This window comes from Turicibacter bilis (assembly GCF_024499055.1).
Classification (GTDB): domain Bacteria; phylum Bacillota_I; class Bacilli_A; order MOL361; family Turicibacteraceae; genus Turicibacter; species Turicibacter bilis.
On sequence record NZ_CP071249.1, the window covers coordinates 736128 to 749088 of the forward strand.

A 12961-nucleotide genomic window follows, 5' to 3' on the forward strand; every position below is an offset into this window, starting at 1 on the left:
TATAAAAATTTAGAGTTTGCTTATAGTTGCATCTTCTTGATAATAACAAAAAAACACAAATATTGCAAGTCATTGAATACCTCAATCACTTATTTAAACGAATTCAGTCTTAAATACTCCCTATCTATTGTAACAGGTTTCTAAAAGCTTTATTCACTTAATTTTAAATTATCATTCTGAACGTTATTAATGATTAAGTAGTTTTCAAAAAAAATACCTTTAACTCATATTGAGAAAAAGGTATTCATTATCAAATTACTCAGCTGCTACTACTTCTTCAGCAACTACTTCTTCAGTAGCTACTTCTTCAGCAGAACCTTGGTTAACTTCGATGATTGCATCAACCATTTTACCAACGATTAAACGTACCGCACGGATAGCGTCATCGTTAGCTGGGATTACGTAATCAACATCTTCAGGATCACAGTTAGTATCTACGATACCGAATACTGGGATGTTTAATTTACGAGCTTCAGCGATTGCAATACGCTCTTTACGAGGATCGATTACGAAGATTGCGCTTGGTAATTCTTTCATATCGCGGATTCCGCCTAAGAATTTATTTAAACGATCCATTTCTTTACGTAATGTGATAACTTCTTTTTTAGGTAATACTTCGAAAGTACCATCTTGCTCCATAGTTTCTAACTCTTCTAAACGAGCGATACGAGCTTGGATAGTTTTGAAGTTAGTTAAAGTTCCACCTAACCAACGTTGGTTAACCCAGAATTGTCCACCACGGATAGCTTCTTCTTTAACAGCTTCTTGAGCTTGTTTTTTAGTTCCTACGAATAAAACACGTCCACCATCTTTAGCAACTTCTTGTAAAGCGTAGTATGCTTCATCTAATTTCTTAGCTGTTTTTTGTAAGTCGATGATGTAGATTCCGTTACGATCTGTGTAGATGTATTTTTTCATTTTTGGGTTCCAACGACGAGTTTGGTGTCCGAAGTGTACCCCTGCTTCTAACAATTGCTTCATTGAGATAATAGCCATTGTAAGTTCCTCCTAAATTTAAATTTGTTCGGCCGCCACATACTTCATCACTAATTGCCACTATAATTCATAGCACTCGACAATTCGCTCCATATGTGTGTGTATTTTTATGCCATGAATAAATGTATCATACTTCGCCTTTTTTTTCAATCGAATCTTCAATTTTTTTAGCTTTATATAAAAAAAACTTTCTCAACGAGAAAGTTTTAGTGAGGTTATCATCTTCTATTTACCTAATTATAGTATTCTAAGTCTGCCTCATCTGCTACACAAATAATGGTTTGTAATAAAAATGGTGGAAATGAAAGTTGATTAGTCTCAATACTTTTTGGATCCGTAATTACTTTTGCACAACGAATTCCATCCTGTGTTAAAACTAATACATATTGTCCCTTTCTAATTTCTTGTTGCATCACTGCATATGTAAATTTTCCATTATATCCTTTAAATTGCACATCGACAACAGTCACTCGCTCATTTGAATACTGCTCATCAGTTACGAAGTGTTCCTCAATTTCATCCTTAACTTGCTGTTGTTCACCTTGTTTTGGAATCAAGAAATAGATTAACATTCCTAATCCAATTAATAATATGATTATGATGACACTAACCAACAAAATTGTTTGCACAATATCACCTCGTTACCTGTTTTCTCCCTATGACTATAAACAAATTTTATCCAATGTAACAGTCAAAATCAACAGTATTATGTATTTTTTTCCATGATTTTGACGCCATTCGTAATGTTTTTTCGAATCCCTCAAAATTCGACAAAATTCTTCTGGTAAATGACGCGCTTTCACGTCGAAATCGACTGGTTATACAAAGAAAATAAGCTACTTTTTTATAAAATAGCTTATTTTGTAGAAAAAACAGGTTTTATGTTGTAATCATTATTACGCGTGCTTCACATTAAAACTCAAAATCTGAATCTTGTAATGGTTCTACCTTCGTCGTTTTAATATAACCATTCCCTTTTGTTGAGAAGAAATCATGATTCTTTGTTTCAACTGAAACTCCATTCATTACGATTGGATTAATATCTTGTTCAGTTGTTTCAAATAGCGGATCAAAGTTCAGGCATTGTAATGCATAGTTCACATTATACTGAATGTACGTCTGCACATCATCTAGCATTCCAATTTCTTTATATAACAATTTTGAGTAATCACACTCAATTTCATAAATATCCTGAATCATTGAATAAGTTTTTGCTTTAAGTTCTTGCTGCTTATCGGCATCAAATGTTGCAAATAATTCCTGCGCAAAAAAGCCAACACCAACGGTATGAAGTTTTTCATCACGTAAAATTAGATTAATAATTTCTCCACTATTCACCATTTTCCCTTGTCCCGCTAACCATAACGGTAAAAAGAATCCACTATAAAAGCAAACTCCTTCTAAACATAAACAACCTACCATCGACATAAAAAGAGACTCTTCATTTTCAATGCTGTAATAAGTCTTCATAATCCGATCAACCTTTTGTTGAAGGGATTTTGTTTCTTCGATCCAGTCAAATAATTCGTCAATTCGTTCTGTCGTACACAAGGTTTGAAAAATAGTTGAATACGACCTCGCATGAATACTCTCAAATCCTGCAAATAACGCTAAAATACTTTTCACAAAAAGACTTGGTGATTTTTCAGCAATTTTTTGAATTCCTGTCGATTGTTCTGTATCTAATAACGTTAATCCTGCAAGGATTCGCTCATACGTAACTTTAACTTCAGGAGCTAATGTTTCCCATGTTGATTTATCTTCTGAGACTGGGATTTCCTCAGGTAGCCAAAACTGTTCGGTTTGCTTTAAATATAAATCATCATAAAATTGATGATCTGGTGCGTTCCAATTCACTGCTTGATATCGTTGTTTCACCTTTCTCACCCTTCCCCTTAAACTGAACATGTTGTACATTCTTCAAATGCTAGATTTTTTGTACGCGTATAATATAAACTTTTTAATCCTAAATGATGGGCATATAAATAGTAACGAACTAACTCACGTGTACTCGTATTACTATCGACATAAAGTGTCGTACTAATTCCTTGATCAATATGAGGTTGAATTTCAGCCACTAACTCTAATACCTTCATCATATTCATATGGTACGCTGATTTATAAAAGAAAATATTATCTTCTCCTAAATACGGCATTGGATAGTAAGTCGTTGCATTACCGTATGTACGGCGCTCCACTAAATCAACGATCGGTAAAATACTTGCCGTTGCATTTTGGACATAACCAATACTTTGTGTTGGAGCAATCGCTAAGCGATAGGCATGATACATTCCACTTTCTTTTACAGCCGTCGCAAGTTTAGCCCAATCTTCTGTTGTAGGAATCATCATATCTCCAAACAATGCTTTAATACGATCAGTAGTTGGCGTATAATCTATTTCTTGATAATTCTTGAAATAGTTACCATTCGCATATTCAGATTGCTCAAAGCCGGTAAAACTTTGGCCTTTTTCAATCGCGATTTGCATACTACGCTCAATTGAATAATAATTCACCATCATAAAGAATGTTCGTGCAAATTCTTTCGCAAGATCACTTTCATAAGCAATTTTATTTTTGGCGAAAAAGCCATGTAAATTCATACACCCTAATCCAACAGCATGTAATTCATGATTCGCTTTATTAATGCCTGGTGCATTGGAAATAGCTGAAAGCTCACTAACACTCGTTAAAGCGTCCATTCCACTATAGACACTTTCTCGAATCGATTGCTTCTCCATCACATTGACAATATTTAATGATCCTAAATTACAACTAATGTCTCGGCGAATGATATCCTCTTGTCCATAATCATTAATCGTTGAAGTTTCTTGTAATTGGAAGATTTCTGTACAAAGATTAGACATTTTAATTTGCCCAATCTCTTTCAGTGCGTGAGCATCATTTGAATTTGATTTAAAAACCATATACGGATAGCCCGATTCAAATTGCATCTTTGCAATATGTGTTAATAGACGTCTTGCATCTAACGCTCGTTTTTTAATTGATTCATTTTGTACAAGTTCTTCATACATCACATCTAAATCTAAATCATCTAAATGTTTTCCAAGCGCTTGATAAACAGTATGTGGAGCAAAGACATACATCGGTTCATTCTTTTTGGCCAATTCAAAGAATTTACTTGGGACTACTACTCCAATCGATAAGGTCTGAATTCGACTTTTCTCATCTGCATTAATCTTCTTTGTATCTAAAAACTCTTCAATATCCCAGTGAAAAATATTTAAATAAGCTGCTCCTGCTCCTGGACGTTGACCAAGTTGATTGACATAGCTGAATGAGTCTTCTAACAATTTCATAACCGGTAACACACCGCTCGCTGCATTCTCAATTCCTTTAATCGACTCATTACGCGCACGAAGTTTTGATAAATTCAATGCCACTCCACCACCAATTTTTGATAGTTGCATCGACGTATTAATATTATATGTAATTGAATTGAGTGAATCATCCATCTCTAGTAAGAAGCACGACACCATTTCACCACGGCGAGCCTTTCCCGCATTTAAAAATGTAGGTGTTGCTGGTTGATAGCGCTGCTCAATCATTGCAACGGCATAATCCATTGCTTTCTTTGCATCCCCTTGCGCTAAGTATAATGCAACGGCTACAATTCGATCTTCATAATACTCTAAATATTGCTGATGATCATTTGTTTTTAAAGCATAATCTTTATAAAACTTTGAAACCGCCATGAACGATTGAAATTTAAACTCATAAGAAAAGACAGTCTCACGAATACTTAAAATATCGTCTAATTCATATAATCTAAAGAAATCTTCATAATAATTCTCATCAATTAGCCAGCGTAAACGTGCCGCTTCTGTCTCAAATCGCTTCATTTTCGATTCTACTTCTTCTAAAAAGGCTTGAACTGCTTCACGATCTTTTTGTAACTGATAAAATCCATCTTTCTTTTGCATTAATTCATTATTTAACTGAATATATTTCTGTTCCATATGCTCACTCCTTTTAGAGACTCTCTTTCAATACGGTAATTTATAATAACATATTTTTTTCGACTTTTTCTACTAAAACGAACTGTTTTTTTTGTATATAAAAATGCAAAAAATACCCTTTATTTTTATTCTTTTTTCATGGAGTGCCGACCTTTGTATTATTCACATTAAAAACACCCTCATACCTCACCAAACAAAAAGAAGTAACCCATATGGTTAGGTTACTTTAGCTCCAATGATACATACTTAAATTATCAGCTTTACCATGAATGATACAAATAAAAGTTTAAATTCTTACTACAGATCTTTACCTCTTATCACTTCCCAAGTCCCCTCTAGTCTTCCTGCTTATCTTTAGACCCTGTCTATTAAAGACATCTATTATTAATAAGTGATAGTAGGAAGTTTCCTGTTATACTAAAAAAAAGACCTTATTAAAAGGTCTTTTTCTGTATCAATTAGTCTTCTTTAACCACTTGTGACGTTTCAGCAAGTGAAGCAATTAACCCACTAACATTTTGAATTTCAGATGGGATAATTAATTTTGTTGCTTTTCCATCTGCTACTTGTGCTAAAGCTTCAAATGATTTAAGTGTTAAAACTTCTGTTGTTGGGTGAGATTCATTTAGCATACGAAGCCCTTCAGCTGTTGCTTCTTGAACTTTTAAAATGGCTTCTGCTTCCCCTTCTGCACGGCGAATCGCAGCTTCTTTATCTGCTTCTGCCGATAAAATCATGGCTTGTTTACGAGCTTCTGCCTCAAGAATTTGTGATTCTTTTAATCCTTCCGCTTTTAAAATTGCAGATGTTTTTTCTCCTTCTGCTTGTAAGATTTTTTCACGACGTTCACGTTCTGCACGCATTTGTTTTTCCATGGCCGCTTGAATATCTTGTGGCGGAATAATATTTTTAACTTCTACACGGTTAATTTTAATTCCCCATGGATCAGTGGCTTCATCTAACACTGAACGCATACGAGAGTTAATAATATCACGTGAAGTTAACGTTTCATCTAACTCTAATTCCCCGATGATATTACGTAATGTTGTTGCTGTTAAATTCTCAATAGCAGCAAATGGATTACTTACCCCATACGTAAATAATTTAGGATCTGTAATTTGGAAGAAGACAACTGTATCGATTTGCATTGTCACGTTATCTTTTGTAATAACGGGTTGTGGTCTAAAATCAATAACTTGTTCTTTTAATAACACTTTATTTGCAACGCGATCCATAATTGGAATTTTAACATGAAGCCCAACGGTCCAAGTTGCAGCATAAGCACCGAAGCGCTCAATAACATAGGCATTTGCCTGAGGTACCACTTTAATGTTAGCTGCTACTAAAATAATAATAACAACCACAATAGCAATGATAAAATAAGCCATTTTTCCATCTCCCTTTATTTAATGATAATTGTGACTCCTTCAATACGTAACACAGTCACAATTTCATCTACTTTATATACTTGTTTACTTTCTGACATCGCACGCCATACTTTACCATCAAGCTTTACTTCACCGGTCGTATAAGGCCTAATCTCTTTTACTACCACAGCTTCTTTTCCAATCAACTCATCAACATTTGTTTTGACTTGACCGATTTTTAACTTTTCAACAGCTACTTTTCGAGTGGTCGCCACTAAGACTAATGAGACTCCCAAAAAGATAAGGAGTTGAACTATAAATGAATCAATAACAAAGGCAAATAACATGGCAACTAAAGCTCCGATTGCAAACCAAATTGAAACAATCCCTAAAGTCAATGCTTCAATAACAGCAAAGGCAATAGCAATCCAAAACCATAGCCATGTGAAAGGAATCCCCAAAACCAAACTCGTTAAACTGACCATCTTCTCTCACTCCATTCTAATTGTTACTCTTACACTGTTACTTTTACATTATAGCAAATTTATTCCTCATTTGATACATCTAGCAAATTTGTTTTCATTTATTTTCCATCTTTTTAGCGCGCGGGTGTGCTAACGCATAGGCTTGCTTTAAATGTTCTTTCGAAACATGCGTATAAATTTGAGTGCTCGATAAATGCTCATGACCTAACAGTTCTTGCACAGCCCGCAAATCTGCTCCATGATTTAATAAATGTGTCGCAAACGTATGGCGAATCATATGTGGAGCCAACTTAATATGATTTGCCGTTTGTTTCGTTAATCGATTTAAAATATCTCTTACCCCTCGTTCTGTTAATGGCAGTCCATAATGATTCAAAAATAAATAATCGGTTTCAATCTTTGATTTTTTTAGTAACCTAGGTCGACTCTGTTGTAAATATGCTTGGATTGATTCCACTGCAAATTCCCCTAATGGAATATATCGATCTTTCCCACCCTTACCGTGTACTAACATCATCCCTGTTTCAAAATCTAATTGTTTTAAGGTTAAGCCACAGCACTCTGAAACACGGATACCTGTGGCATATAGGATTTCCAATAATGCATAATTTCGACATCCTAGTACCGTTGATTGATCAATACTTTCAAATAAGGCAACCATTTCTTCCTCATATAAAAACTTTGGTAAAACTTGTCCTCCTTTAGGTGCCTTAATCATCGAAAAAGGATTATGAGAAATGACACCCTCCTTTAATAAGAACTGATAATACGAACGTAAAGATGAAAGTTTACGACTCACTGTACTTCGATTCAATTGATGCGTGTAGCAATAATTTAAATACGCACGGACTTCGCTATACTCCACATCTAACGGCTCAATCAGCTCCTGCTTACAAAAAGATTGCCATTCCTCTAAGTCTTTTTTGTAATTTAAAATCGTATGAGTTGAATAACGCTTCTCGTACGTTAAATACTCTAGATAACGATTAACCAGTTCTCTCATTATTCCTCACTCCCTCTACGTATAAAGAAAACAGTACTTATTGTACTGTTTTCCTTCATCGTTTATTTAATTGCCTGAAGCTATTTTTCTTCTTCATTTAGCAGATAAAGAGGCTGAAAGTCTTCAGATTCACCAAAGAACAAATTCTCCCTCACACTGATCAATGATTAGATTAATTCTTTACATTCATTGATTTTTTCAATGGCGCGTGCAGCATAAAGAGCTTTTTTCTCTTTTTTCTTAACACGTCCTGGTAAGTCTAAGAATAATCCGAAGTTCGCATTCATTGGTTGGAAACCATCTTGAGACGTATGAGTAATATAGTAAGCCATTGATCCCATAGCTGTTTCACGTGGGAATTCAATTAATTCTTCACCTAACATGTATTTCGCCATGTTAATTCCAGCTACCATTCCTGATGCTGCCGATTCAACGTATCCTTCAACCCCTGTTAATTGCCCCGCAAAGAATAAATCTTCACGTGTTTTAAATTGGTATGTTGGGCGAAGTAATACTGGTGAGTTAATGAATGAATTACGATGCATAACTCCATAGCGTACGATTTCAGCATTTTCTAATCCCGGAATCATTTGAACAATACGTTTTTGTTCTCCCCATTTTAAATGCGTTTGGAATCCTACTAAGTTGTATAAAGTTCCCGCTGCATTATCTTGACGTAACTGAACAACAGCATAAGGTGTCTCTCCTGTTTTTGGATCTTCAAGCCCTACCGGTTTCATTGGTCCAAATAAAACCGTTTGGCGACCACGTTTCGCCATTACTTCGATTGGCATACATCCTTCAAAGAAGACTTCTTTTTCAAATTCTTTAACTGGAACGACTTCTGCATTGATTAAAGCTTCATGCCAAGCATTAAACTCTTCTTCTGACATTGGACAGTTTAAATAAGCGGCTTCTCCTTTGTCATAACGAGATTTTAAATAAACTTTATCAAAATTAATTGAATCTTTTTCAATAATTGGAGCTGCTGCATCATAGAAGTAGAATGAGTTATGTCCTGTCATTTCACGAATATATGCACTTAAAGCATCACTCGTTAATGGTCCTGTTGCAACAATCGTTGGTCCCTCAGGAATTTCAGTTAACTCTTCACGAATGACTTCAATATTTGGATGATTACTTAAGAATTCTGTAATTTGTCCTGAAAATCCTTCACGGTCAACTGCTAATGCTCCACCTGCAGGAACCGCATTCGCATCGGCTGCCTTCATGATTAATGAATCTAAAATACGCATCTCTTCTTTTAATACTCCAACAGCGTTTGCTAACCCATCTGCACGAAGTGAATTTGAACAAACTAACTCTGCGAAGTTTTGTGTGTGATGCGCAGGTGTATTTTTCACTGGGCGCATTTCATATAACTTAACTTGAATTCCACGTTTAGCTAATTGATAAGCGGCTTCCGAACCAGCTAAACCTGCTCCAATAACATTTACAAATTTCATTTTAACTTGCCTCCTAAGTTGCGAATTAACACATGGTTACAAATGAGAATTATATCATAAATTACGGATTCTGCTAATACATTTTGCAATAAGCCCGGCGCTAATACGACAAATCTCAAATCAAGGCGATGAAGCGGGAGAATTCCTTGAACTTTTCTTCATCTGCTTAAGCCAATCTCTTTTGCCTATTAACTTAAGATCCTGAATGACTTTATTATAACATAAACTTTTACCCTCTGTCTGTTTGCTTTAAAAACCCACCTTCTAAAAGGTGGGCTTTTGATTATTCTTCTTTATAGTCACATTCCTTATTCGGACATTGAATTTCATTTTTCTTCCCTTTAACGACTAACAAGCTATCGCATTTTGGACATTTCTTATCAACTGGTTTATGCCAAAGTGCATAATCACAGCTTGGATATTGATTACATCCATAGAAGACTTTTCCACGGCGTGTTTTCTTTTCAACGATTTCACCTTTTTCACATTTCGGACATTTAACTCCTGTCGAAACGGGTGCAGCCTCTTCTTTTGTTTCCTTTTTAATATACTTACATGTCGGATAGCCACTACATGCGACAAACTCACCGTAACGCCCACGACGAATGACAAGTGGACTACCACATTCTGGACATTCCTCCCCAATTTCAACTGGAGCAATTTTCTCCATATTTTTTTGAGCATCTTCAAGCATTGGCATAAAATGATCGTAAAAGACTTTTAATTCATCGTACCAAACTTTTTGTCCCTTTGAAATTTCATCTAAATTATTTTCCATCTCTGCAGTATACTCCACATTAATAAACTCAGAGAAGAATTCAGCTAATTTCTCACTTGTTAAAATTCCTTGATCCGTTGGCTTAAACTTTTTATCCTCAAGTGTCACGTAACCTCGATTTTTTAACGTCTCCATTGTTTGTGCATAAGTCGATGGACGTCCAATCCCTAACTCTTCCATTTCCTTAATTAATTTCGCTTCGCTATAACGAGCAGGTGGTTGAGTAAAATGTTGTTGTGGTTCAACATCAACTAACGCTAACGTATCCCCTTCACTTAAACGTGGTAAAGATGCATTTTTTGTTTCTTCATAGCTATAGACACGTAAATATCCATCAAACACTAGCACTTGACCGTTAACGCGGAATAAGTAATCATTTGAGCGAACTTCAATCGTTGTCGCTTCAACTGTTGCACTTTTCATTAAGCTCGCAACAGCACGTTCCCAAATGAGTTTATATAAACGCAGTTCATCACGTTTTAAATAAGGTTTCATCTCTTCTGGTGTACGCGCGACTGATGATGGGCGAATAGCCTCATGCGCTTCTTGTGCATTTTTAACTTTCTTCGCATTTGTACTTCCTGTTTTAACATAGTTCGCACCATAATTTTGTTTAATAAATGACTTAGTTGCATCGACGAAGTTATCAGCTAAACGAGTCGAGTCGGTACGCATATACGTAATTAATCCGACGGTTTCGGAACCGATATTAACCCCTTCGTATAATTTTTGAGCAATCGTCATTGTCTTCTTCGCATTATAACCTAATTTACTTGCGGCTTCTTGTTGAAGAGTTGAAGTGATAAATGGTAACTTCGGTTGTTTTGATTTATTTTTCTTTTCAACCTTTTCGACTACATAAGGATCACTTAATTCAGCTAAGATGGCTTTGACTTCATCTTCATTCGCAATTGAAATCTTCTTATTAGCTTTCTTTACTAATTCTGCTTCAATTTTTGCACTTTCCCGCTCAAACATAGCATGAACTGACCAGTATTCTTCACTAACGAATTTTTGAATTTCTTTCTCACGTTCAACAATTAACTTCAATGCTACTGATTGAACTCGTCCCGCACTTTTACTTTTGATTTTACTTTGTAATAACTTACTTAATTTAAATCCAATAATGCGGTCTAAAATACGACGACTTTCTTGAGAGCGAACCAAATCCATATCAATCGCACGTGGATGTTTGAATGCTTCTAAAATCGCATCTTTTGTAATCTCATTAAATACTACTCGACGCTCTAAATCAACATCAAGTCCTAAAACATCTGCTAAATGCCAACTAATCGCCTCTCCCTCGCGGTCGGGGTCAGTTGCGAGGTAAACAGCATCTGAATTTTTAGCTGCTTGTTTTAATTCTTTAATGACCTTTGATTTTCCTGTTACGTTTTTATAGTTGGGTTTAAAGTGGTCTTCAACATCCACACCTAAACCTCCTGGACCTGTCGTTGCTAAATCTCGAATATGACCAACGCTTGATAGAACCACATAATCTGATCCTAAGTAGTTTTCAATCGTTTTAGCTTTAGCAGGCGACTCTACAATTACTAAATTTTTCCCCATACCTATCACCTTTTCTATCTCAATAACTAATAACCGGCTTAGCTTCTAAACTTAGCTAAGTTAATCTTTCATCTATTATTCGACTTTATTTTAAAAACATTCAATGAGTCTGCTGATTCATTCAACGCTTATCTGTAGCAAATAGTCAAAATAAAACACAAAAAATATTACTGGTTTCTTTTCCTCTTGTCAACAATTTCATTATAAATTACAGATAAACATGAGGGTCTTTTACTTTTTTCATCTATAGATTCATTCAAAATTACTGTTTCACCAATGTCTCTTTTTATACCTACTATTGCTTTTTTTCAACTCATTCTAGCAATTTCACCCCGTGATCCATCCATTTCCATGCTCCATTCTTTTTCCTCTCATCCTGATTTAAGTCGAATAAATCATCTCAGAATGCAGAAAAAAATAGATACTGTCGTATTTTCTGCGAATATAAAAAAATCTGACTTTAGAGGTGATTCTAAAATCAGATTTCATCAATGACACATCTTATTAATCTAGCTACCTTACTCTTCACTATGCACCCAATCTAACATATTAAGAACGTCCTGATAATGTGTCAAACAATAAGCGCCATTCTTAATTAAGTTTAAACTTCCTTCAGAATGAATAGAGTTATACGGAGCTGGTAGAGCATAAACCACTTTTCCCTCCTCGACTAGCTGTTGCGCAAGTTTTAAGCGCTTATCTTCTTTGACCGCTTCAATAACGACCATCACCTCACTTAATTCTTGCACCAATTGATGAGCTCGATAAAACTGAGGTGCACTTGGATAAACATGTGGTGGATATTCAGTCATCACCAGATGATCTCGAGCAATCCGTTTATAAAGCTCAAAGTTTTCTTGCGGATAGACATGTAAAAAGCCCGACGATAAAAGGGCAATGGTTTTTCCACTTCTAACCGACAACAAATGGGCAATAGCATCGATTCCAAGTTGTAAATTTCCTACAATAGCGACATCCTGTGATAACAAATTTCCAACAATGGCTTTACATGATTCCATTCCATAAGCGGAGGGCCTACGATTCCCCATCACTCCTATTTTTTTCTTCTTTAATAGCATCAAATCACCTTGATAATACAACACAAACGGCGGACGAATCATCTCTTTGAAAAGGGATGGATACTCCTCATCTAACACCGTTAATACTTTGCTTTCTCCTAATTTTAACTTAGCTTGTGTCACTTGCTCTTGTGTGATTTGCTTCAACTTAATATCATCTTTTAAAACATCATACATTTTAAACCAATTACCATTTTTTAAAACACTTAATGCAATTAATTTTTCTCGTAATTCCATT

The 12961-nt window shown here is 35.3% G+C and carries 10 protein-coding genes; all 10 read right to left on the reverse strand.

Features of this window, described 5'->3' with window-relative positions:
• Positions 1–255 precede the first annotated feature (255 nt).
• Positions 256–996 carry a 30S ribosomal protein S2 gene (rpsB, locus tag J0J69_RS03440; protein WP_055241456.1) on the reverse strand — a complete coding sequence of 247 codons (741 nt, stop codon included), beginning with the start codon at positions 994–996 and terminating at the stop codon, positions 256–258.
• Between the two features lie 233 nt (positions 997–1229).
• Entirely contained in the window at positions 1230–1625 is a 396-nt protein-coding gene (locus tag J0J69_RS03445) for a hypothetical protein (protein ID WP_212725856.1), read from the reverse strand.
• Between the two features lie 283 nt (positions 1626–1908).
• Positions 1909–2874 carry a class 1b ribonucleoside-diphosphate reductase subunit beta gene (gene nrdF / locus J0J69_RS03450; RefSeq protein ID WP_055241459.1) on the reverse strand — a complete coding sequence of 322 codons (966 nt, stop codon included), beginning with the start codon at positions 2872–2874 and terminating at the stop codon, positions 1909–1911.
• Positions 2875–2891: 17 nt separating this feature from the next.
• A complete protein-coding gene (nrdE, locus tag J0J69_RS03455) occupies positions 2892–4976 on the reverse strand; it encodes a class 1b ribonucleoside-diphosphate reductase subunit alpha (protein ID WP_055241461.1) in 2085 nt (694 codons plus the stop codon).
• A 458-nt stretch (positions 4977–5434) separates the two neighbouring features.
• Positions 5435–6364, reverse strand: a complete 930-nt coding sequence (locus tag J0J69_RS03460; RefSeq protein WP_055241462.1) for an SPFH domain-containing protein — start codon at positions 6362–6364, stop codon at positions 5435–5437.
• 14 nt (positions 6365–6378) lie between these two features.
• Complete coding sequence (locus tag J0J69_RS03465) at positions 6379–6828, reverse strand: NfeD family protein (protein ID WP_055274946.1); 450 nt, start codon at positions 6826–6828, stop codon at positions 6379–6381.
• 94 nt (positions 6829–6922) lie between these two features.
• Positions 6923–7831, reverse strand: coding sequence for a tyrosine recombinase XerC (gene xerC, locus J0J69_RS03470; RefSeq protein ID WP_055274944.1), 909 nt, complete (start codon positions 7829–7831; stop codon positions 6923–6925).
• Positions 7832–7998: 167 nt separating this feature from the next.
• Entirely contained in the window at positions 7999–9297 is a 1299-nt protein-coding gene (gene trmFO / locus J0J69_RS03475; protein ID WP_055241468.1) for an FADH(2)-oxidizing methylenetetrahydrofolate--tRNA-(uracil(54)-C(5))-methyltransferase TrmFO, read from the reverse strand.
• A gap of 283 nt (positions 9298–9580) precedes the next feature.
• The gene (gene topA / locus J0J69_RS03480) at positions 9581–11644 is read right to left on the reverse strand and encodes a type I DNA topoisomerase (protein ID WP_212725855.1); all 2064 of its coding nucleotides are present in this window, start codon (positions 11642–11644) and stop codon (positions 9581–9583) included.
• Between the two features lie 518 nt (positions 11645–12162).
• A complete protein-coding gene (locus tag J0J69_RS03485) occupies positions 12163–12960 on the reverse strand; it encodes a DNA-processing protein DprA (protein WP_055241473.1) in 798 nt (265 codons plus the stop codon).
• Position 12961: the final 1 nt, after the last annotated feature.

Excerpts from the sequence above, each read along its gene's own strand:
- rpsB (WP_055241456.1), bottom strand. The coding sequence starts at position 996 with ATGGCTATTATCTCAATGAAGCAATTGTTAGAAGCAGGGGTACACTTC.
- nrdE (WP_055241461.1), bottom strand. The coding sequence starts at position 4,976 with ATGGAACAGAAATATATTCAGTTAAATAATGAATTAATGCAAAAGAAA.
- J0J69_RS03460 (WP_055241462.1), bottom strand. The coding sequence starts at position 6,364 with ATGGCTTATTTTATCATTGCTATTGTGGTTGTTATTATTATTTTAGTA.
- J0J69_RS03465 (WP_055274946.1), bottom strand. The coding sequence starts at position 6,828 with ATGGTCAGTTTAACGAGTTTGGTTTTGGGGATTCCTTTCACATGGCTA.
- xerC (WP_055274944.1), bottom strand. The coding sequence starts at position 7,831 with ATGAGAGAACTGGTTAATCGTTATCTAGAGTATTTAACGTACGAGAAG.
- trmFO (WP_055241468.1), bottom strand. The coding sequence starts at position 9,297 with ATGAAATTTGTAAATGTTATTGGAGCAGGTTTAGCTGGTTCGGAAGCC.
- topA (WP_212725855.1), bottom strand. The coding sequence starts at position 11,644 with ATGGGGAAAAATTTAGTAATTGTAGAGTCGCCTGCTAAAGCTAAAACG.
- J0J69_RS03485 (WP_055241473.1), bottom strand. The coding sequence starts at position 12,960 with ATGGAATTACGAGAAAAATTAATTGCATTAAGTGTTTTAAAAAATGGT.